Below are 22,608 nucleotides of genomic sequence, written 5' to 3' on the forward strand. Positions count from 1 at the left end.
GGGGCCGGAAGGGGGGAGCGTCAAAGTAGAACCCGAGCGAGGGCAGCCGCACGACCCCTCCCCCCTTTGGGGGGAGGGCTAGGGAGGGGGGCGGGCTCCTCACCTCAACCCGACGGCGCGCCGTTCAGGTCGGCCCGCGGGCGGGCACAGAGACCCGCCCCTACGTCATCGCTGAGGCACGGGTCGGGGTGAGGGCTGCCATAAACCCCCTCACCCCTTTGGGGGGAGGCTCGCCTACGGGAGGGGGAGGGGGGCAAAGCGGCGGGGATTTGCCGGGGGCATAGCTTGCTTCGCTCGGTTAAAATCCCCGCCCTACATTCAGGCGCGTGACGCGGGATAAACCGACGGGCGGGTGTGGACACCCGCCCCTACGGCGATATGCGGCGAATCATCCGTAGGGGCGACCGTCCACGGTTTCCCATTTCCACGATTGCCCAACGTAGGGGCCGACCGACGGCGCGCCGCTCCCCAGAGGGGAGAGGGAAAACACATCCCCGCCCTACATTCAGGCGCGCGCGTTATGACGATAACGGCGATAAAACGGAGGACCGACTCGCGCCGGTCCCCCTGAAACACGGAACGGCCGCTAGTACTGCAGCGTCCATTCATCACCGGTGAACTGGTACACCTTGCCCGCGGAATCTATGGACATGACGTAGTAGGCGTCGGCGTCGGGATCGTAGAAGGCGTCGAGATCGAAGGGCGCCTTGCCCGGAACCTTCGCCCCCACGTCCGTCCAGTCATCGCCCTCCCACACGTAGAGGTTGCCCGCGCCGTCAATGACGTAGAAGAGGTAGGCGTCGGCGGCGACGTCGTGGAAGCCGGTGATGCGGAAGGGGCCCTTGGCGGCGATAGGCATGCCCGAGTCCGCCCATTCACCCGCGATGAAGTCGTAGGCCTTGCCGGCGCTGTCCACGACCGAGGTCCAGTAGAGGTCGCTCGTCTTGTCGTAGAAGACGGTCAGATCGAAGGGGCCCTTGCCGGGGCAGACGTTCTCGTGGACCAGGTCCCAGGCCTCGCCGTTGAACACGTAGAGCTTGCCGTCGGGGGCCATGGTGGAGATGACGGGCTCGCCGTAGGTGGTGTCGTAGAAGGCGGCCAGGGCGTACTGGCCCTTGGTGCCGACGGGCTCCGCCACGCGGTCCCAGCCCTTGGTGGAGTGCCAGAGTGCGCCCTCGCCGTCCACCGCCAACACGCCCCAGGTGTCGGAGTCGGGGTCGTGGAAGGCGGCCAGATCGAAGGGGCCTTTGCCGGGGCAGGGCTCGCCGTCGGCGTCCCACTCGCCCGAGTCGAAGTTCAGGAAGTGGAGCTGGCCCTTCGAATCCAGGTGGTAGAGGAAGCCCAACTGGGCGACCGTATCGTAGAAGGCGGCGAGGTGGGGGCCTGCGACGGCCGCGGCGGTAACCTGATCCCCGTCGCCGGGAGTGACCTCGGCGGTCGTATCATCTCCCGCTTCTCCCTCCCCGGCGCCCTTCCCTTCGCAGCCGAGGATGAAGAGCGGCAGGACGAAGAGGGCGGCCAGGAGCATGTACAAGAGCTTGCGCATTTTTTCCTCACTTTTTTGAGTGGAACTCAGGCAACCTATCCACCGATTTTAGCCCAGCGGGGGAAAAAGGTCAAAACCGGTCGGTGAGTCGGGCGGCGACCCGTGGGATGGGCATGTCTATCCCCGTGGGAGGCCTGCAAGGCACGGGCGGGGGTGAGGGGTTGATGCGAGAGCGGCGGGGTTAGGAAACCCCGCCCTACGTTACATATCGGTCGTCAACCTCGTAGGGGCCGACCTTCAGGTCGGCCCGCGGGCGGGTCTAAAGACCCGCCCCTACGTCATCGCAACCGGGGGTGAGGGCTGCCTTAAAAAACGGCGGGGACTAAAGTCCCCGCCCTACATTTACGCGCGCACCTAGAACTGGGCCTTGAGGGCGCCCCAGGTCGTATTCTCGACCCCGGCGCCGTGCACCTTGAAGGACCAGATGATGTTCCGGTCGGTGGCGTTGCCGGCCGTGTCCGCGAGCCCGGCAGACACGGTACAGGTGATGGTGTCGGGCGGCAGCAGTTGGTCCGGGTCGAAGGTGCAGATGACGTCCAGGGGGTCGGCGTCGTTGATGGTGAGCGTTCCGGAGATCAGGGTGTTTGAACCGCCGGCGCGGAGGACCGCACCGCCCGCGGACGGCGAGGAGTCATGGCAGGTGAAGACGATGGTGGAGGTGTCCACCCCGGACATGTCGTCGGTCGCGTGGAAGGATATGTTGACGTCCGACGGCACTTCGGTCTGCCCGTGCGGCGGGGACTGGCCCGATACCTGGGGCGGAGTGGAGTCCAGCTCCTCGATGAGGGTGAAGGACCTGACGCTGTCGGCCATGCGGGTGTTTCCCAACAGGGACTCCTCGCAGCGCACGCTCCAGTACCAAATTCCCGGGTCCAGGCCGATGGTGCCGAAGACGATATCCTTGTGGGTGCTGGAGCCCACGTTGAGCTCGTAGGGGTCGGTGAGCTCGGGGTTGTCGGCGAAGAGCATGTAGTAGGTCAGATCGCCTTCGCCCTCGTAGGCCGGCTCCCCCCAGCGGAAGGTCACCCGGTCGCCGATGGTGATTTCCGTGCCGTCGGGGGGCGCCAGAAGGTCGAAGGGGCCGATCCGGCTGTCGTAGAGGAGCTGGTCCACGAAGCGGATGCCGAAGACGTCGGAGAGGACCGCCTGCTCGAAGGAGTACAGGGCGGCCTCGGTGCCGCCCTGGTTCTCCAGGCCGATGGTGGCGCTGGCGCCGGAGTCCCGCCAGGAATCGCCGATGACGTCGAAGTACTGCACCTCGATCCGGTTGTTCGTGCCCGGGTACTCCTGCTCGTAAATCTGAATCTGAAACTTGATGGGGTCCGACGGGGCGGAATCCGCGAAATACTGGGGCTGGTAGGTGATGGCCAGGGCCTGAACCCCATCGTGCGAGTCTAAGTCCAGCCAGATGTTGCCGCCCGAGCTGCCGTCCAGGTCGTCCCACCAGCCGGCGATGATGGCGTTGGGTGCTGCGGAATCGGGCAGCTCCTGGTTGATCGGCTCATCCATCCCCGCCTCGGTGAAGCCCACCATGCCGTTGGAGCCCACGTAGAGGGGCGAGCCGGCGGGGTAGTCCACGCCGCAGAAGCGGACGTCGAAGGGGATGGTCGTGGTCCAGTAGGCGTCGTTGTCGGCCCAGCCCTGGGAACCCCACTGGTGGAACCACCAGTAGCGGAAGATGGGGTCCGAGGGCTCGGTGGTGTCGAAGAAGTAATAGCCGGCGCCCGAGCCGGCCACGTTGTCCTCGAAGCCCGGCGTGATGACGAAGGCCTCAGGCGGCTCCTCGGCGGGCGCATGCAGGGCGTTCGCGGCGAAAACCGCCGCCACGGCGAACAACAAGAGGAGGATGCACTTTTTCATGTCCTCTCCTTCACGTTTTTTACCAATGTGATAGCGCTAAGCGAAGCAAATAATATACTCAAATATCGTCCCCGTCAAGAACGCGGTCTTTTTTTGCATTTTTTTAAAAAGCCGGACGGGAAATCGGTAGCCCGCGGCGGGGAAAGGACTCCCCGCCCTACGAACATTAATGGCGAATCCAATCCGTAGGGGCGACCCGTAGGACGAGTCCTCTGCGGTCGCCCGCGGGCGGGGACGGAGCCCCGCCCCTACGCCACCGCAAATCGTTGTGAGGCGTGCAGCGGTCCCCTTCCCCCTTTGGGGGGAGGGCTAGGGAGGGGGGTGCAGCGTCCCCATCTCCCTTTTAGGGAGCGGCGCGCCGACGGGCCGGGGTGAGGGTAAAAGCAGCGAAAATCAATGACCCCCAATTCGTCCTAAATAAACGGCGGGGAAAGGATTTGCTTCGCATAGCTCGCTTCGCTCATTTCCCCGCCCTAAATTTACAATCGCACAATAACCTCGTAGGGGCCGACCTTCAGGTCGGCCCGAGGCCGACCGCAGAGGGTCGCCCCTACATCATCGCAGATTACTGGGCACTGGCCGGGGAGGGGGGTGCAGCGGCGGGGCGGTACGGCTCCTCGGAGCGGCGGTTCCCCCTTCGACCGGCCCTTTCCGTTTGTGCTAAGATACGCGGGATACGATTACGCACCCACGGAGCGACGATGCCCGAAAAGGCCATTCTAAAAAAGTGCAGCCTGTTCACCCGGGCCAACGAGGCCCGCGCGTCGGGGGTTTATCCCTACTTCCGCCCCCTCTCCTCCGTCGGTCCCGAGTCGGTGATGAACGGCAAGAAAGTGCTGATGCTGGGCTCCAACTCCTACCTGGGGCTCAACCAACACCCGCGGGTGATAGAGGCGGCCAAGCGGGCCATGGACAAATACGGCACATCCTGCGCCGGTTCCCGGTTTTTGAACGGCACCCTGGACATCCACCTCGAGCTTGAGGACGAGCTGGCCAAGCTGGTGAAAAAGCCGCGGGCCCTCGTCTTCTCCACCGGCTTTCTGACCAACCTGGGCGTCATATCCTCCCTGGTCGGACGGGGCGAGTTCGTGGTCATAGACAGCCTGGACCACGCCTCCATCGTGGAGGGCTCCCGCCTGGCTTTTGGCAAGATACTCAAGTTCCGCCACATGGACATGAAGCACCTCGAGGAGCGGCTGTTCTGGATTCCGCCGGTGAAGGGCAAGCTGGTGGTGGTGGACGGCATCTTCAGCATGGAGGGGCACATCGCCCCGCTGCCCCAGATAGTGGAGCTGGCGGAGAAGTACGGCGCGGCGGTGATGGTGGACGAGGCGCACGCCATCGGCGTGATGGGCCCCCGCGGCGAGGGCTGCACCGTCCACTTCGGCCTAGCCGACCGGGTGGATCTGATCATGGGCACCTTCTCCAAGACGCTGGGCTCCATCGGCGGGTTCGTGGCCGGGGATGAAAATGTGCTCGACTACATCCAGCACGTGAGCCGCGCGCTCATCTTCTCGGCGAGCATACCGGCCTCGGCGGCGGCGGCGGCCCTCGAGGCCCTGCGCATCATGCTCGAGCAACCCGAGCTTATAGACAAGCTCTGGCACAACACCCGGCGGATGAAGGGCGCCCTCGACGCCTTCGGATTCGACACCTACGGCTCCGAGACACCGGTCATCCCCGTGGTGGTCGGCGATGACCTGACCGCCTTCAAGATGACCAGGCTCCTCCAGGATGACGGCGTCTTCGTCAACCCGGTGATCAGCCCGGCGGTGCCGCCCGGGGGCGCCCTGATACGGATCAGCCTCACCGCGGCCCACTCCGACGAGCAGATAGACCGGGCCATCGCCGCCGTCGGCAAGGCGGGGAAGGCGCTGGGCGTAATCTGACCGGAGCGGGTCGGCGGGACGCCGATGGGGCTCCACGCGAATGTAGCGTCGTGGGCGGGTCGAGGGGACGGTTCGTTGCGGGGGCGGCGCGCAATCCGAGGCATGACCGGATGCGGGTGGTTCGACCCGCTATTCATCCCGGGCCGTGGACGACGTTCCCGATCCGGATTGGAGCCCGGGTGGCGAAAAAGCTACCCGCGCGAGAGGCCGGGGTGTGGCGGTACTTTGAACGACCTTTAGAACGAGCCGCCCGCGCGAGAGGCCGGGAAGCTGTCAAATTCGGCCCCGGGGCAGCTTTGGCAGACTTCAGCAGTAAGTTGAGGCAGGTTTTCTCTCCCCCGTTCGGCAGCTTTTTCGATACGCCGGGCCTGTTCGCTCCGCCGGACCGGCAGGCTGATTCCATTCCCGCCGGCGGGTCGCCGGACGTTCTTCAACCGAAGCCGGGACTCCGGTGGAGAGTTCCCGGGATTTGTACTATAATCCGGTCGAGATTGCCGTTTCGTCCGAAACGTTATTTCCGACCGGATTTATGTGGATAGGTCTGAAAACCCATGCCCGACAAGGAAAAAAAGCCCAAGAGGAAGCTGGTCGGCGGTCAGGCCGTCGTGGGCGGCGTGATGATGCGCGGCCGCAAGAAGTGCTTCATGGCCCTCAAGAGCCCCTACGACGAGCGCCTGGAGCTCACCGAGCTCCCCCTCCCCAGCTTCTTCCGCTGGAAAATCTTCAAGTGGCCCCTCTTCCGCGGGACCTCCATGCTCCTGGACTCCGCCGTCCTGGGCACCAAGGCGCTCACCGCCTCGGCCGACTTCGCCGAGAAGGAGGAGCAGAAGAAGAAGGCCGCCGAGGAAGGGCGGTCCATCGAGGGCATAGACGAGAAGCCGGGGCTCATCTCGGGCAAGCGCGCGGCGTTCCTGCTCCTGCCCAGCCTGGTAATCGGCGTGGCGCTCTTCATCCTGGGGCCCCTGTGGGCCGCCCGGGGCATCCTCGCCCTCTGGCCGGCCGTCGGACCCGAGGGCGGCATCTGGTTCAACCTCATCGAGGGCGGCCTGCGAGTCCTCGTGTTCCTCATCTATCTGGTCGGAATCCGCGCCATGAAAGACGTCCGGGACCTCTTCCGCTACCACGGCGCCGAGCACAAGACCATCGCGGCCTTCGAGGCCGGCGAGGAGCTCACCATCGCCAACGTCTCCACCAAGAGCCGCCTGCACCCCCGCTGCGGCACCGGCTTCCTCGTCTTCATGCTCATCGCCCTTGTGCTGGTCCACTCCGCCGTCTTCGCCATCCCGGCGCTCCAGGGCATCTACTTCATCTACGCGGCGCTCATCCGCATCGCCCTCATCCCGCTCGTGGCCGGGGTGGCCTACGAGTGGATCCGTCTGGCCGGCCGGCACCCCGAGTCGAAAATCATGCGCATCTTCGTCGCCCCGGGGCTGGCCACGCAGTTGCTCACCACCGTCGAGCCCGGGGAGCGCCACCTGGAGTGCGCCATCGCCGCCTTCAAGGCCGTGGTGGAGTCCGAGGGCGCCTTCGAGGACCCGGACGAAAAGCGGCCCATCGCGGCCTGAAACGGTGTGAGTTTTTTCCGTCCTCGTAGGGGCGACCGTCCACGGTCGCCCGCGGGCCGACCTAAACGGCGCGCCGTCGGTCGGCCCCTACATCATCGCAAACGGGGTGAGGGCAAGCGGAGGGGATTAAAATCCCCGCCGTACATTTTGGCAAACAGTGGTGGATAACCAAACGGGCGGGTGTGGACACCCGCCCCTACGTCATCGCAATAGGCGCGATGTAGGGCGGCCCCGTGGGATGCATCCCCTGCGGGCCGCCGCGGAGGGGATTTGCCGGGGGCATAGCTCGCTTCGCTCGGTTAAAATCCCCGCCTTACATTTCGGCGCACGGCGGCCGCTGACCTCGCGAACGGGTCCGGACACCCGCCTCAATACAAATTCACAACCGTCCGCCGGTCCGTCAAGGGCCGTCTGGCGGCGGTCGGCCCGGCGTATTACAATGGCCCCGATGGACGACCGGCCGCTTTCAGATTTCATGGAGGAATACCTCGCCGAGCTCGCGGTCCTGCGGGGCTTTTCCCCGCACACCCTGCGCGCGTACCGGGGCGAGCTGGAAGCTTTCCTGAAAAACCTCTCCGCCTTCGGCGCGCCGGTGACCCTGGGCCGGTTCGTGGCGCTGGAGCTGCGGATTTACATGTCACAGCGGCGGCAGGTGGGCGACTCGGACGCCACGCTGGCCCGGCGGCGGTCTGCGCTGGGCTCCTTCGGGAGCTGGCTGGTCAAGCGGGGCTTTTTGGGCGGCAACCCGGCGAAGTCCCTCCCCCGGGGGAAGGGGCTGCTCCGGCCGCTTCCCGGCGTACTCACGGTGGAGGAGGCGACGCGGCTGGTGGAGGCCCCGCGGGGTCCGCTGCCGCTGGAGGAGCGCGACCGGGTTTTGGGGCTCATGCGCGAAAAGCTGGAGCTCACCCCGGCGGTTTTGGCGAAGTTGAAGGTTGAAGAGGTGGACGCGGGCTACGGCGTGATTGACTCGGAAATCTGCCGGGAGCTGCGGCTGCCGGAACCGGTCCGCCTGGCGCTGGCGGGGTACGTGAAGCTGCGCGAAACCCTCGATCCGCAATCGGCCCGGCTCTTTCTCAACGGCAACGGCGGTCCGCTGTACGAGCGGGACATAGGGCCGGCGCTCGCCGGTTACGAAAAGGGGTGCGCGCTGCGGGCGCGGGATGTGGCGCTCTTGGAGCTGCTGTACGGCGCGGGCCTGCGCGTGTCGGAGGCGGCGGGCGTGATGGCGGGGGACTTCGACTTCGGCCGGGGGCTGGTCACCGTGCGGGGGAAGGGGAAGAAGGAGCGGATCGTCCCCTGCGGTGAGACGGCGGCGGCGGCGATTTCAGATTACATAAAGCTGCGGGAGGCGCTCGCCCCAAAGTCCGAGCAGCTTTTTCTGAACCGCCGCGGCGGGCCGCTCACCGACCGCTCCGTGGACCGGCTGGTCAAGCGGTACGCCGTGCGGGCGGACATCGGGCGCGCCGTCTCGCCCCACGTCCTGCGGCACAGCTTCGCCACCCATTTACTCGAAGCGGGGGTGGACCTGCGGCTCATCCAGGAGATGCTGGGGCACGCGAGCCTGGACACGACGGCGGTTTACGCGCGGGTGGCGGTTGAGCGGTGGCGGGACGTTTACGACCGGGCGCACCCCAGGGCGCGGTTGCAGCAGCGGCTGCTGTAAATCCCCTCGCCCACGGTCGGCTGTACGAGCGGGCGACCGTGGACGGTCGCCCCTACGGGACGGATTGACGGTGGGACGTAGGGGCGGGTGTCTCCACCCGCTCGTCATTTTTTGAACAAATGTAGGACGGGGAATCCCTTCCCTGCCACGTTTATAAGGAAGCCCTCACCCCTGCCCCTCTCCCACAGGGAGAGGGGGGCTGCGCCAACCCTCACCCCGACCCGCGCCTTGCTGTTTGCAATGACGTAGGGGCGGGTGTCCACACCCGCCCGCGGGCCGATCGCATGTCGGCCCCTACGTCGCGCACCGGCCTATCAACCACCAGTGCCCTATATCCGTTTAAATGGGACCGCTCGCGGATACGGGTTCACGAACTACGCCGACCTCTCCCCGCGGAACAGCGGTCCAGCGTGCTACGCCGGCTACCACAGCTCGCCCAGGAGGCGGAACCACACGCCGACGAAGCGCAGGGTGTCGGCGACCACGCGCATCTTGCTGTCGGAATCCTTCAGGTACAGGGTGGGGATGGTCACCGGCGCGAGCTTGGCCCCGGCGCGGGCGGCGCGGACGAGCTGCTCGCTCTCTGCGGCGAAGCGGTCCGCACTGGTTACCGCCGCTTCCAGAACCCAGCGGCGTATCGCCCGCATCCCGCACTGGGAATCTTCGATTCTCGCACCGGCGAGGAAACCTACCAGGCGGGTGGTTACGCGGTTGGAGAAGATGCGCGCGGCGGGCATCTTTCCCAGATCGGTCAGGCGGTCGCCGTAGGCCAGGTCCGCCCCGGCGGCGAGCTTTTGTAAAAATGCCGGTATCAGCTCCGGCTGGTGCTGGCCGTCGGCGTCCAGGGTGACCACGACGTCGTACCCCTCGGCCAGGGCGTAGCGGAACCCCTGGCGTAAGGCGTGCCCCTTGCCGTGGTTGGGCGGGGGGAGATTCAGCACCAGGGCCCCGGCGTCGGCGGCCTCTTCCGCCGTGTCGTCGGTGGAGGCGTCGTCCACCACCAGCACCTCGGGCAGGTGCGCGAGGATACCCTCTATCACCGGGGCGATGCGCGGCGCCTCGTTGTAGGCCGGGATGACGGCGAGGATTTTGGTCATTGGCTGGCTCTCGGGATTCGGCAGCGTTCCGAGTATAGCATTTAAAGGGGGAGCCGGACGGCTCCCCACAACGGCCCGTACCTCGCCGGTTGCGATGACGTAGGGGCGGGTGTCCACACCCGCCCGTTTTTTTCTAAGGCAGCCCTCACCCCTGCCCCTCTCCCACGGGGAGAGGGAAATCGCGGGCCGACCTGAAGGTCGGCCCCTACGAGGTTGACGCGCGATTCACACCTTAGCCGTAGGGGCGAGTGTCCACACCCGCCCGTTTATTTCTAAGGTAGCCCTCACCCTGTTTGCGATGATGCAGGGCGGCCCCCCCGCGGGCCGCCGCGAAATGCGATGACGTAGGGGCGGGTCTTTAGACCCGCCCGCGGGCCGACCTGAAGGTCGGCCCCTACGAGGTTGACGCGCGATTCACACCTTAGCCGTAGGGGCGGGTGTCCACACCCGCCCGTTTTTTTAATATGGAAGCCCTCACCCCGGCCCGGTCACGTCAATGAAAAACGGGCCCGCGGGCCCGCTGGAGCTCATTCCGAATCGCTCGGGTCAATCACCCCGCCGGCCCGGAGCCGCCGACGAGGCGCAGCACGTCCGCCGCCCGGACGACGCCCCTCGGCGCGCCGTCCTTCCCGCAGACCACCAGGAGCTCCACCTCGGGATCGGCGAAGAGCGCCGCCATCTCCGCCAGCCCGGCTTCGGGACCCACCACGGCGAACCCCGTGGACATGAGCCCCTCCGCCTCGCGCCGGGGGAGGACGGACGGCTTGCGCTGGAGCTCCGACAGCCGCCGGACCAGGTAGGCGTAGAAATCGTGGGTGGTGGTCCGGCCGTGGCTCATCGGCTGGGTCGGACCGCGCAGGCCCTCGAGAAAATCCAGGTGGGCGCGCAGGAGGCTTTTTTCCGTCTTGGGGTAGACGGACAGGAGGTGGCGGGTGCTCGAGTCGGGCACCTTCTCCTCCTTCCCCGGGGCGATGGCGCAGAGGACGACGTAGAGCAGAAGGTCCGCCTCGGGCACCTTCGCCTCGGGGACCCGCTCGCCCACCGTCATCGCCAGCTCGTCGTCCTGGTCGGAAAAGCGCGAGGAGAATTTCTCCAGGGTGTCCACGGCATCGGCCAGCCAGGCGCCCAGGGCCGTGCTCGTGCCGTAAAGAAGCCCCGCCCCGATGATGGACGCGTCGTCGGAGTGCCCCGGTCCCACGCGGTAGCGGATGTAGTCGTACTCGTAGGGGCCGTCGTCCACGTCGGCGACGGTGATTTTCCCCGCGTCGGCTATCATCCCCGCCCGGCGGAACTCGTCGAGCCGGGCCTCGTCGTGGGCCTCGTGGGCCAGCCGGTCCGGGTCCTCGCCCATTTCCTTCATCACGCGGGTGTCCACGACGAAGCACCTGCCGCCGCCGATTACCACGCCGTGGGCCTTCTCGGCGCGGGCCCGCACCGCCTCGTCGTCGCGCAGCCCGCCGATATACATCCCCCGCAGCACCTCGCGCGGCTCCACCTCGATCCCGGCGAGCCAGGGCACCCGCAGGAGGGGATGGCCGGCCGCGTCCACCAGCCTCTTTCTCGGGTTCCCCCCGACGGCGGCCTCCACCCAGTCGGTGATTTCGTCAATCAGGGACTGGCGGGCCCGGCGGCAGTCGCTCACGTTCCAGCCCAACAGCTCCACGATGCGGTGGGTGACGAGGTCGGGGTAGCGGCGCTTGTGGAACGCCCCGGCGCCGGTGTGGGCGTGGCCCTCGATGGACTGGGCCAGAATCAGCTCGGCCACGCCTTGCTCCGTGTCCAGCCGCTCCTCCTCCACGAGGCTCGCGTAGTCGCGCCGGACGAGGTCTTCCAGGTTGGGTGCGGAAGCCATGCTCCTCCCGGGGGTGGGTTAGGGGATGCGCGGTTTGCCGTCCCGCGGGGGTCGGGGTTGACCTAGGGCGCCGCCAGCGGCGGACCGAGGCAGGCCGATCGGATGTCGGAAATGCCCGTCCAGTACCGAATCTGCGGCATGTCCTCCCCCTCGAGGTCGTCCAGGTTGAAGAAAATGACGTTGTCCCGGCCCTCGTAGGCTCCGGCGACGACGACGACCCCGCCGGGGCCCACCGCCACGCTCTCCGGCGCGTCCCCCGGCACTTTGAAGTTTTCGCTGAAGGCCTCCCCGGGCCGCTGGTAGAAAGCCACCGGCGTGTCCTGATAATCCACGCCGAGGTAGGCGAAGGTCCCGTCCTCCCCGAGGTCGAAGGAAATCATCCCCCCCTCGTTGCCCGCAGTCATGATGAACTCGTAGTCCCCGGTGGCCTGGTCCTCGGCGTACACGAGGGCCGGTTCGCCGGGCCCCGCCGAGTTGTGCTGGTAGTAGAGTACGCCGTCCGCGGCGACGCAGGGGATGAGGTTGGTGTTGTAGGACTCGAAGGGCTCGACGGCCCCGGTTTCCAGGTCGGCCGTCCAGATTTCGTAGTCGCCGGGGGGGCCGGCGGCCACGTAGAGGGTCTCGGCCGCCTCGTCGAGCCGCGGCTGGCGCAGGAGCTCGCCCGACGACCGGGCCCGGCTCAGCTCGCGGACGTACCCCTCCTCGCCGGAGTGCGCCTTCATCAGCCGCTCGAAGAGCGCCTCGCCGTCCAGGAGCAGCTCCGCCCCACCGCCCGTGGTGAGCCGGTACACGCCCAGGCCGTCCCGTGTGCGCAGGACGGCGGCGATGCCGGTTCCGTCGGGCGTCGGGTGAATATCGCCGAGGTCGCTCACGCCCTCGGGCAGCGGCAGAACCCTGAGCTCCTTGTCCTTCACCGCCTCGTAGTAGATTATGGCGTCGTCCCCGACGAACCAGAGGGTCAGGTCGGCCGCGGGCCAGAGGTCCGGCGGGAGCCCGGCCACCGGCTCGTACCCCGCCTCGCGCATCTCCGCCGCCCGGTCGCGCCAGAGCGACTCCGACTCGCCCGCCGCCTTCTTCTCGCCTCCGGCGAGCCCACTGACCGCCTCCTCCAGGTCGCAGTCGCCCGACAGGAGGAAGAAGACCACCGCCAACACGCCCAGAAGGGCCATGATGATGACCGACAGCAGGAGGACGCCCGTCACGACGCGGCGGGGGCTCGGCGTTGACGGCGCGGCCGTGCCGCCGTAATCCCGGGGAGGGCCGTAGACACCCGCATCGGGAAATTGGTCCACCGGCTGCTCCGCCTCCGCCGAGCGGAAGAGCCTTTTAAAGATGACCGTCGGTTCCGGCTCCGGGGTCTCCCCGGTCTCCAGGCTGAACTCGACCGTGGATTCGGCCGCGGGTTCAACCGCAGGCTCGACCTCCGACCTCCCGGGGGGCATGCTGGCCTCGCCCGCCCGCTCCTCCTTCCAGCTCGGCTTCACCCGGACGCCGCACGCCGGGCAGCGTCCGCCCAGGGGGTCTATGAACTCGGCGCCGCACTTCCGACAGAGGTACATGGTAAATCCCGGTTTTCCGGTCGCGGACCGGAGGTTTTGCGGTGTGTATCCGCCCCAAGTATAACCGACCGAAGGCGGCAGGGGGACCCCCAAAACGACGGATGACCTCCGGGGCGTTTTGGGCTAAAATGACCGCTCTCTCGGTCGAAGGGAGGCCATGCGCTTCGGGATGCACCTCTCGGTGGGGAAGGGGATAGACGCGGTGCCCGAGCTCGCCCGCCGGGTGGGGGCGGACGCGTACCAGATTTTCGTGGATTCGCCCTCGAGCTGGAGCTACTCGGAGTGGGACCCGGCCAAAATCGCCCGGTTCCGCGAGCGGAGGGTGGAGCTGGGGCAGGGCCCCGTCGTGGTCCACACCGGGTACCTCATCAACCTCGGCGGCCCCAAGGCCGACGTTTTTACCAAAAGCCTCGCGGCGCTGGCGGCGGAGTTCGCCAAGGCCACTGCCGTCGGCGCCGACTACCTGGTCCTTCACCCGGGCAAGCACCTGGGGACCGGGCCCGAAACGGGATTGAAAAAAATCGTCGCCGGGCTCGCGCGGGTGATGGAAAAGAACCCCCCCGGCGCGCCGACGCTCCTGTTGGAAGACTCCGAGGGCTCGGGGACCTGCCTGGGGACGACCTTCGAGGAGCTGGCCTTCCTCCTGGGCGGCCTGGACGAAAAGGGGCCGGCGGCGGGCGTCTGCCTGGACACGGCCCACCTGTGGGGCGCCGGCTACGACCTCTCGACACCGGAGAAGGTCGCTTCGGTGCTGGACGCATTCGACCGCGTCGTGGGCCTGGACCGGCTGGGCTGCTTTCACCTCAACGATTCATCGAAGGAGCTCGGCTCGCGCACCGACCGCCACGCGTACCTGGGGGAGGGGAAAATCGGTCTGGAGCCGTTCCGGGCGCTGGTCCGGGACCCGCGCGTGGAGCGCGTGGCCATGATTCTGGAGAAGACGGGCCGGGACGAGGCGCACTGTCGGGAGCTCATCGGTCAACTGCGGGGCCTGGCCCCGTAGGGTTGCCGGATTTCCCGGTCGGTGCTACACTTAAAAAAGGCGGCGCACCGCCGGCGGGTGACTCGGGAGCCGCTTTGCGTTACGAGGAACTGCGGGAGAAGCTGGATCAGGTTCTGACCGACGCGGGTCCGCTGCGGCGGACGGTGCTGGAGACGCTGGGCCGTCTGCGCCGCCGGATCGAGGACTACCGGCAGTCCGCGGCCCGGTTGAGGACGCTTCTGCGGGCCAGCGCACAGCTACAGACCACCGAGGACCTCTCCGCCCGGCTGCACCTCATCTGTCAGGTGATCATAGACATCCGCACCTACCGCCGGGCGGTGATCACCCTGTTGGACGACGAGTTGTGCGTGCTGGGCTACGGCCACGCCGGACTCATCGGGGACGAGGCCCTGGCGCTGGAAAACACGAAGCCGCTCTCCCCAGGGGAGCGGCGAAAAATTTTCGACGAGCGGTTCCGCATCGGGGCGTCCTACTTCATCCCCTTCCCGGAGTCGGAGAGGCTGTTCGGGCGCGACGTCGGCATCGCGGGCAGCCTCCCCGAGGGGGAGTACGTAAACTGGCACCCCAGGGACCTCCTCTTCGTCCCGCTGCGTGGACCCCGGGGGCGGCTGGTCGGCACACTCTCGGTGGACGATCCCTTCGACGGCCGGCGCCCCACCCGGGACTCCCTCAAGGTCCTGGAGCTCTTCGCCAACATGGCCGCCGGGCTCATCGCCGCCGACCGGCTCCAGACGGAACTGGCCTCCGCCAGCCGCTACCTGCAGAACCTCATCGGGAACTCCGCCGACATCATCGTCGCCACCGATTCCCACGGCCGCCTCGTCCTCTTCAACCACGCCGCCGAGGAGATTCTGGGCTACACGACCGCGGAGATTTTCGGGCGCCACGCCGGCGAGCTCTACGCCAAGGCGAAGGACCGCGACCACATCACGCGCGTCCTGCGCGAACAGGGCTCCATCGCCGACTTCCAGACCAACGCCCGGGCCAAGTCCGGCGAGGAGATTCCCATCCTCCTCTCCGCCAACGTCCTCTACGACTCCGACGGCCGGTTCATCGGCACCGTGGGGATTTCCAAGGACCTGCGCGAGTACCTCCTGTTGGAGGCCCGGCTCATCGTCGCCGAGAAGCAGAAGACCCTGGCCGAGGCCGCCGTCGGCGTGGCCCACGAGGTGAACAACCCCCTGGAGAGCATCATCTCCGCCTGCTCCCTGGCCGAGCGGTCCCTTTCGTCCAAGAAACCGGACCTGGGGCTGTTGCGGGAGAAGCTCGCCATCGCGCTCCGGGAGGCCCGGCGCATCAGCGGCATCACCGCCCGCTTCACCGAGCTGGCCCACGGCACCGGCTACCGCGTCACCGAGGTGGACGGCGAGGTCGCCATGGTGGACTTCACCGGCGACGTGGAGAAGGCCTACGCCGCGGGGGATGTCTGCGTCCTCCCCCGGCGCTACCGCGTCCTGATCGCCGACGACGAGCCCACCATCCGCTTGCTCCTGGCCGAGTACCTCACCAAGGAGGGCTTCGCCGTGGAGACCGCCGTGGACGGCGAGGAGGTGGTGCGCAAGGCCACCCAGGGACCGCCCTGGGACGTGGTCGTCACCGACATCATGATGCCCAAGAAGACCGGCTACGAGGTTTACTCGGAGATAAAGGATCGCTGCCCCGGGACCGAGGTGATTCTGATGACCGGCTTCGGCTACGACCCGACCCATTCGCTGTTGAAGGCGCGCGGTGACGGGCTCAAGACCGTCCTCTTCAAGCCCTTCGAGCCGAGGGTGGTCCGGGACAAGATTCTGGAGGTTTTAAAGGGCAGGTGACGGTCGGGGTGCGGGTCGAGGCGTGAAAGCGGCGGGGATGGGAACCGAGCGAAGCGAGCTATGCCCCTGGCAAATCCCCGCCCTACGTCACGAACCGCACAACATCGCGTAGGGGCGACCGTCCACGGTCGCCCGTATTTACGGTGTATCGGCAAAACGGGCGGACCTAAAGGTCCGCCCCTACATCATCGCAGCGTGTGGATCACACGGGCCGGGAGAACGGTGCAAAAAGAAGGGTATGGATACCCTCCCCGGCGGGCCGCCTACAGCTCCTCGACCAGGACGTTGTCGAAGGCGATGCCGGGGTTGCGGAAGGCCATCAGCGCGATCCGCCCCTGGTGGCAGAAGCTGTAGCTATCGCCGCCGTCCCACTCCAGCACCAGGTCGTTCAGGTTGCCGGCGAAGACGCGGACGATGTTGCCCGTGACCTCGATGATGACGCGGAAGGTTTCCCCGGGGATGTACCCCAAGTTCGGGTTGCGCGCCAGGACGGTGTACTCGCCGCCGCCGCGGTGGTCCAGCCGCCAGAAGGGCCCGCCGTAGGCCCCGTCGTCGGTGATGAAGACCCGGTAGTACTCCAGCCGCTTGTTCTCGATGACCTTGGTCCGGCAGTACACCGCCAGCCCACCGGTGACCGCCGGGGTGACGTCCACGGTGAGGCGGTAATCCCCCCAGTTCTCGTCGCCGGCCAACAGGACCGTCCCCTCCTGGTAGTACACGTCGGGGTCGTTGTAGCCTCCCCAGGTGTCGTTGGCCTCCACGAGCTCCTCGTCCTGCACGTACCAGAGCCCGCGCGGCGAATCTCCGCGCAGGAGCATGTCGAACTGCGTCCAGCCGTCGGGGAAGCTGCCGTCGCCGTGGCCGGAGAAGTCGTCGGAGAAGAGCACGCCCTCGGGTTCGGTGCCCGTGTCGCAGGCCACGAGCAAAAGGACGGGCAGCAGCCGGAGTAAAGAGCTTCTTTTCATCTCCTCCCCGTTCTCGTCGGGCGGTGCCGGGGGGAACGTTCACCCCTCGCCGGCGTATAAAAGCAACGGCCGTCGCAGACATTATAGCTCGGGCGGCGATTTGCGGCAACCCCGCGTTAGTGTACTTCCGTATACAGATGTGACCGTTGACACAGTGCACAAAACTGCACGATTCGGGGTCGTTCCGGGGGGCACTTCGCGGTGTTCTTGACCGATACCGCCTGATAATCAACGAGTTGTGGAACTCCCACCCGCCCGGCGACCCGGTGGCACGGTAGTTGCTTTAATAAACCCAACGGCTTAGAGCCACATTGGGAGGAACCCCGAAGCATGAGATACGCCGACACAGAGGATTCCAGCCTACGGGCCTACCTCGAGCAGGCCGGGAAGCACCGGGTGCTCAATCGGCAGGAGCTCGTGGACCTCATTGACGAGACCGAGGAGAGGGGCGAAAGCACACGGGACGAGATAATCCGCAACAACCTGCGCCTCGTCATCTCCATCGCGAAGCGCTACTGCGACCGCGGACTTCCCATGCAGGACCTGATCCAGGAGGGCAACATCGGCCTGATCCGCGCCGCCGAGGGGTTCAACCCCTCCCTGGGCACCTGCTTTTCCACCTACGCCACCTGGTGGATCCGTCAGGCCGTCGAGCGGGCCATCGTGAACAAGCGCCGCACCGTGCGCATCCCCTTCGACAAGGACCGGCAGATAAAGCGCATCCTGCGCGCCAAGGAGGAGCTCCAGTCCGAGAACGGCGATGAGCCCGACTCCATCGCCATCGCCGCCAAGGCCCGCATGCCCCGGAAGCGGGTCGAGGAGCTGATGAACCTGGCCTCCGGCGCCCTCTCCCTCGACGGGACCTACGGCAACTACACCAACCCCATGATGGAGACCCTCTCCGACGACGAGCTCCAGGCCCCCGAGGACCTCTGGCACGAGTACCTGTTGAAGAACTCGCTCAAGAAGGCCCTGGGCGATCTGACCGAGCGCGAGCGCCGCGTCCTCCTCATCCGCTACGGCTTCGTGGACGGCGAGCGGCACTCCCTGGCCGACACCGGCGATCAGCTCGGCTACTCCACGGAGACCATCCGCCAGGTGGAGCTCACGGCGCTGCGCAAGCTCCGCAAGCAGCACTCGGAGCTGGTCAACCTCTTGAACTGAGCCTAAAATTTCCTTGAAAGGGGCCCCTCGGGGCCCTTTTTTGGGGTGGAAGGTTTGAATCGCGCGTCAAGCTCGTAGAGGCCGACCGACGGCGCGCCGTTTAGGTCGCCCGCGGGCGGGTTTAGACACCCGCCCATACGTCATCGCAGGCACAGACTAGGGTGAGGGTCGCCGCCTGTCCCCTCCCCCCTCTGGGGGGAAGCGCGCTTACGGGCTAGGGAGGGGGGTGGGGTGGTACGAGGCGAAAGCGGCGGGGTTAGGAAACCCCGCCCTACATTTCGGCGCAATAGGGTTGATGATTAAACGGGCGGGTGTGGACACCCGCCCCTACATCCATTCACGGCGATAACCCGTAGGGGCGACCGTCCACGGTCGCCCGCGGCGGGGAAAGGATTCCCCGCCCTACTCGTCGGGGTCGGCACGCAGGCAGTACACGTGCCCCGCGAAATCGCCGATGTACACGAAGCCGTCGGCCACGGCGGGGACGCCGTCCTCCACTATCCCCGGCACGCTCTGCTCCCAGATCACCGACGCGTCGGCCAGCGTCAGGCAGGTCACCGTGTTCCCCTCACCGAAGAAGACGTTTCCATCGTCAATCGCCACGCCGGAAATCTCCGCCCCGTCGTAGGTCCGGACCCACACCTCGGCCCCCGAGGCCGCGTCCAGGCAGTAAACCGTGTCGTCCGCGGCGAAGACCACGTAGGTCCCGTCGCTCACGGGCTCCGTGGGGAAGTTCGCCCCCGAGGCATACTCCCAGGCCACGGCGCCGTCCTCGGCGTTCCGGGCGGCCAGGACGCCGTAGCCGTCGGCGGTGTAAACGAAGTCGCCGTGCTCTTCCGGTCTGCGGTGGATGTAGTTCGTCGCCGGCGATTGCCAGACGACCGAGCCGTCAACGGCGTCCAGGCAGGTGACGAAGTTCCCCCCGTTGAACTCGGCCAGGTAGATGTACCGGCTCCCGGCGGTGCTGGTCATGAACGCGCCGGAATGGTAGCGCCAGACCACCGAGCCGTCGGCGCTGCGGAGGCAGTAGAGGTCGTCGGTGTCGGAGGGGGCGTAGTGGCCGTCGGCGACGACGTTGCCGAGCCAGTTGGGGCCGGTGGTCAGGACGCCCGAGAGGTTTTTGTGCCACTCCTCGGTCCCATCGGCGGCGTCCAGGGCGAAGAGGGTCTTCGAGGACTCCCGGCCGTCGTCGGTGTGGCTGTTGAAGAAAACCAGCACATCCTCGCCCGGGTCGTACTCCACGGAGGCTCTCTCCAAAATGGGGCCGTCGGCGGTGAAGCGCCAGACCTCCGCGCCGTCCTCGGCGGCGAGACAGTAGAGGTTGCCGTCCCGACTGCCCACGAAGACGCTCCCCTCGTACACCACCGGCCGGGCGACCACGGACCCGCCGGTGGCATAGGTCCAGACCAGGCGCGGGTTGTCTCCGTCCCCGTCTCCGTCACCATCGCCATCTCCGTCACCGTCCCCGTCGGCGGGGGTTGTGCAGAAGAGGAGGCCGAAACAGAGCATCAGGGCTGAAACGAGCAGGAAGATGACCGCCGTCGGGCGCATCAGAACCAACTTTCATTTTGAGGGCGCGAGTCCGAGTTAAGCACCCGGGGTCGCGGTTTGTCAAGCCGGGGCGGCGTCCGGCCGGCGTCCGACCAGCGCCCCCGGCCTGCGACCTGTCCCCTGCGATGATGTAGGGCGGTCCCTCCGCGGGCCGCCGTTTCCGTAATATACCCCGACCCTCACCCCAACCCTCTCCCTGAGAGGGAGAGGGAGCCGCGGCCGCCTTCAAACCTGCTCCGGGCTTTACTGACCACCCACACACCCGTGGGCGCTTTAATATATTTTATTGAACTCAACACCGGGGGGTGTATAATGAATATAGATCAGGGAAGTGCCTTTGGTGTAGATGTGTTTTCAGTGCCTGTAGCGCGGGCGGTGGTCATTATGTATTACCGTAAAACTTTCATCTATGCGGCGCTTGTGGTAATCCTCCTGGCGGGCTGCGACGGCGGCACGGAACCGGACGGCCAGACCCCGGACCCCCTCGAGGTCGTCTGGACGTACCAGACCTAGGGGGCGGTCCGCACCACGCCGGTGCGCATCGGGGGCTACATCTTCTTCGGCTCCGACGACGGGACGGTGTACTGCCTGGACGAGGACGACGGGAGCCGCGTGTGGGCCTTCCCCACCGGGGGCCCGGTCCGCTCCGACGTGGAGAACTTCCTCGTCAGTTACATCTACTTCGGCTCCGACTCCGGGCGCGTGTTCTGCGTGGACACCTGGACCGGCGTGGCGAGGTGGTCCTACGACGCGGGCGACCCGGTGCGGACGACGCCCTACTTCAGCAGCGCCTCCCTGCTCTACTTCGCCGACACCGCCGGGGACGTCTTCTGCATCACGACGGGCGACGGCGACGTGGTGTGGACGGCCCAGGTCCCCGCCGGGGTGGAGTCCGACCCCTACGTGGACGCCGAGCGGGTCTACTTCGGCTGCGACGACGGGTACGTGTACGCCCTGGACGCGGACACCGGCGCGGACGTCTGGAGCTATGCCACCGGCGGGTCTGTGACCGCCCCGATGCTCAAGCTCATGGAGCAGATAATCGTCGGCTCCCAGGACGGTTTCCTCTACTCCCTCGATCCCGAGGACGGCGCGCTGAACTGGCGCTACGACGCGGGCTCGGCCATCCGGGGCGCGGCGTGCCCGAGGTACGGGGCGGACGCGGTCTTCGTCGGCACGGACGACGGCCTCGTGGTGTGCGTGGACCTGGACGGCACCCTTTTGTCGGAGTTCGACTCCGGGGCGGCGGTCACCGGCGCGCCCGACGGCTACGGCCCGGTCTATGCCGTCGTCTTCGGCAACCACGACGGCCGGCTGTTCCAGGTGGACGACGGGGAGGAGGACTGGCGGATGGACGTGAGCGATTCCCCGATTCAGGCATCCCCCGCGAATTACGGCGACATGATCTTCGTCGGCGCGGACGACGGGGTCATGTACCGCCTGGACCCCATCGAGGAGGAGTAGGAATACGGCCCGTGACAGGCGCGGTGCGATGGCGTAGGGGCGGGTGTCCACACCCGCCCGCGGGCGACCGTGGACGGTCGCCCCTACGGGGTATTACGCTGCTCGAAATGTAGGGCGGGGACTTTAGTCCCCGCCGTTTTTACTCCGGTTGACTGTCGGGGCCGGATTTCATATTCTTGCACGGACCGTGAGGAGGTCAATGCCCGACGACCGTGATCAGCGCAAAGAGCTCAAGCGGCTGACGGCGAGCGTCCGCTGCTCGGGGTGAGCGGGTAAGCTGGGCCCCGCGGCCCTGCGGCAGGTGCTGGACGCCCTGCCCCCCGTCAGCGACAGGCGGCTGCTCTCGCCCATCCACCACGCCGACGACGCCGGCGCGGTGCGGCTTGGCGACGGCCGGGTGCTCCTGGCCACCACGGATTTCTTCACTCCGGTGGTGGACGACCCGGCGGACTACGGCCGCATCGCCGCCGCCAACGCCCTCTCCGACATCTACGCCATGGGCGCCGAGCCCATGGGGGCGCTCAATATCGCCTGCTACCCCGACCGGGACTTCCCGCTGGAGTATCTGATCGAGGTGCTCCAGGGCGGGCAGGAGAAGATGAACGAGGCCGGGGCCTTGCTCCTGGGCGGCCATACGGTTACCGACGTGGAGTTCAAGTACGGCCTGGCGGTGTTCGCCATCTGCCGCGAGGAGGAGCTCTGGCAGAACACGGGCGCGGAGCCGGGCGACTTTATCGCGCTCACCAAGCCCCTGGGGTCGGGGATTCTGGCCACGGCGCAGAAGGCGGACGACCTCTCCCCCGAGGGCCTCGCGCGGCTGGTAGCCGTCGCCTCCCGGCTGAACCGCTACTCGGCGGAAATCATGCGGCAGTTCGGGCCCCGCGCCGTCACCGACGTCACCGGCTTCGGCCTGACGGGCCACGCCCTCGAGGTGGCCCGGAATTCCCAGGTCCGGCTGGAAATCTCCCTCGACGCCCTGCCCCTCATCTCCCCCGAGGTACTGGTCGCCATGGACGAGCGGCTCAAGCCCGGCGGGCTCTTCAAGAACCTGGAGGCCTACGCCGACGAGGTGACGGTCCGGGAGGGGGCGCCCGAGCGGCTGGTGCACCTGGCCCACGACCCCCAGACCTCGGGCGGGCTCCTGTTCTTCGACGCCGCGCCCAAGTGGCCGGACTACGAGCGGGCCTTCGCCGCCGCCGGCGAGACACTCTGGCGCATCGGAGAGGTCACCCGCGGAAGGGGGATGTACCTGAAGTAATCTTCCGAGGCCTCGAAGGGGGGATTATTCCGCGGACGCCGTAGCGATAAGTGAACTATTGGCCGGGCGTTGTACAGTAAGTAACGGTGGTAGGGAAGGTGTGGAGGTAAAAATGAACGAAGATCCGAAAGTTACTATTAAAACTGTGGTCAAGGGACCAAACGGGGGGAAGATTACGGTTGGAACTGTGAAAAGTGGTTCACCCGACCCACCGAAGAGGTGAGCTTTCGCGTTTATCAAAAGGCGGCCGCGGGGCCGTCCTTTTTTTGCTGAGAGTGGGCGGCGCCTAGTCGAAAATCTTCGAGAAGTAGAGCAGGAACAGAAGCGCGTCCTCGCCGGCCATCCCCTCCATCTCGTC

At 66.8% G+C, this 22,608-nt stretch carries 15 protein-coding genes and 1 pseudogene; 9 read left to right on the plus strand and 7 right to left on the minus strand.

All coding sequences use genetic code 11. The features are described 5' to 3' along the window. Positions 1-586 precede the first annotated feature (586 nt). Both VM054_01255 and VM054_01260 read right to left on the minus strand, forming a co-directional pair. Entirely contained in the window at positions 587-1,546 is a 960-nt protein-coding gene (locus VM054_01255; protein ID HUT97685.1) for a hypothetical protein, read from the minus strand. Positions 1,547-1,900: 354 nt separating this feature from the next. Continuing rightward, a complete protein-coding gene (locus VM054_01260) occupies positions 1,901-3,406 on the minus strand; it encodes an Ig-like domain-containing protein (GenBank protein ID HUT97686.1) in 1,506 nt (501 codons plus the stop codon). A gap of 701 nt (positions 3,407-4,107) precedes the next feature. Between VM054_01260 and VM054_01265 the strand changes: the two genes are divergently transcribed. The 3 genes from VM054_01265 to VM054_01275 all read left to right on the plus strand — a co-directional run bounded on the left by VM054_01265 (position 4,108) and on the right by VM054_01275 (position 8,523). Next, on the plus strand, positions 4,108-5,295 hold the full coding sequence (locus tag VM054_01265) for an aminotransferase class I/II-fold pyridoxal phosphate-dependent enzyme (GenBank protein HUT97687.1): 1,188 nt from the start codon (positions 4,108-4,110) through the stop codon (positions 5,293-5,295). 551 nt (positions 5,296-5,846) lie between these two features. Continuing rightward, complete coding sequence (locus VM054_01270) at positions 5,847-6,860, plus strand: DUF1385 domain-containing protein (protein ID HUT97688.1); 1,014 nt, start codon at positions 5,847-5,849, stop codon at positions 6,858-6,860. A 439-nt stretch (positions 6,861-7,299) separates the two neighbouring features. Further along, complete coding sequence (locus VM054_01275; protein ID HUT97689.1) at positions 7,300-8,523, plus strand: tyrosine-type recombinase/integrase; 1,224 nt, start codon at positions 7,300-7,302, stop codon at positions 8,521-8,523. A 422-nt stretch (positions 8,524-8,945) separates the two neighbouring features. Here the strand turns inward: VM054_01275 and VM054_01280 are convergent, their stop codons facing one another. From VM054_01280 to VM054_01290, 3 genes are all read right to left on the minus strand, one after another. Next, entirely contained in the window at positions 8,946-9,620 is a 675-nt protein-coding gene (locus VM054_01280) for a glycosyltransferase family 2 protein (protein ID HUT97690.1), read from the minus strand. Between the two features lie 550 nt (positions 9,621-10,170). After that, the gene (locus tag VM054_01285; protein ID HUT97691.1) at positions 10,171-11,472 is read right to left on the minus strand and encodes a hypothetical protein; all 1,302 of its coding nucleotides are present in this window, start codon (positions 11,470-11,472) and stop codon (positions 10,171-10,173) included. Between the two features lie 62 nt (positions 11,473-11,534). After that, positions 11,535-13,031, minus strand: coding sequence for a hypothetical protein (locus VM054_01290; GenBank protein ID HUT97692.1), 1,497 nt, complete (start codon positions 13,029-13,031; stop codon positions 11,535-11,537). Positions 13,032-13,188: 157 nt separating this feature from the next. Between VM054_01290 and VM054_01295 the strand changes: the two genes are divergently transcribed. Together VM054_01295 and VM054_01300 are read left to right on the plus strand one after the other, a co-directional pair. After that, the gene (locus tag VM054_01295) at positions 13,189-14,034 is read left to right on the plus strand and encodes a deoxyribonuclease IV (protein ID HUT97693.1); all 846 of its coding nucleotides are present in this window, start codon (positions 13,189-13,191) and stop codon (positions 14,032-14,034) included. A 74-nt stretch (positions 14,035-14,108) separates the two neighbouring features. Then, on the plus strand, positions 14,109-15,848 hold the full coding sequence (locus tag VM054_01300; protein ID HUT97694.1) for a response regulator: 1,740 nt from the start codon (positions 14,109-14,111) through the stop codon (positions 15,846-15,848). A gap of 263 nt (positions 15,849-16,111) precedes the next feature. Here VM054_01300 and VM054_01305 read toward each other — a convergent pair whose 3' ends face one another. After that, complete coding sequence (locus tag VM054_01305) at positions 16,112-16,813, minus strand: hypothetical protein (protein HUT97695.1); 702 nt, start codon at positions 16,811-16,813, stop codon at positions 16,112-16,114. Between the two features lie 330 nt (positions 16,814-17,143). Here VM054_01305 and VM054_01310 point away from each other — a divergent pair, with 330 nt between their 5' ends. Continuing rightward, a complete protein-coding gene (locus tag VM054_01310; GenBank protein HUT97696.1) occupies positions 17,144-17,977 on the plus strand; it encodes a sigma-70 family RNA polymerase sigma factor in 834 nt (277 codons plus the stop codon). A 402-nt stretch (positions 17,978-18,379) separates the two neighbouring features. On the opposite strand, the gene VM054_01315 is transcribed toward VM054_01310, so the two are convergent. Further along, complete coding sequence (locus VM054_01315) at positions 18,380-19,528, minus strand: PQQ-binding-like beta-propeller repeat protein (protein ID HUT97697.1); 1,149 nt, start codon at positions 19,526-19,528, stop codon at positions 18,380-18,382. A 384-nt stretch (positions 19,529-19,912) separates the two neighbouring features. On the opposite strand from VM054_01315, the gene VM054_01320 reads away from it, so the two are divergent. The 3 genes and pseudogenes from VM054_01320 to selD all read left to right on the plus strand — a co-directional run bounded on the left by VM054_01320 (position 19,913) and on the right by selD (position 22,250). Continuing rightward, positions 19,913-20,041: a hypothetical protein gene (locus VM054_01320; GenBank protein HUT97698.1), complete on the plus strand. Its 129-nt coding sequence runs from the start codon at positions 19,913-19,915 to the stop codon at positions 20,039-20,041. Between the two features lie 15 nt (positions 20,042-20,056). Continuing rightward, positions 20,057-20,992 (plus strand): annotated as a pseudogene (locus VM054_01325) (PQQ-binding-like beta-propeller repeat protein). Positions 20,993-21,269: 277 nt separating this feature from the next. Beyond that, on the plus strand, positions 21,270-22,250 hold the full coding sequence (gene selD, locus VM054_01330; protein HUT97699.1) for a selenide, water dikinase SelD: 981 nt from the start codon (positions 21,270-21,272) through the stop codon (positions 22,248-22,250). Positions 22,251-22,608 lie beyond the last annotated feature (358 nt).

It is taken from the genome of bacterium (genome assembly GCA_035528375.1).
In the GTDB taxonomy this organism is placed as follows: Bacteria; RBG-13-66-14; RBG-13-66-14; order RBG-13-66-14; family RBG-13-66-14; genus RBG-13-66-14.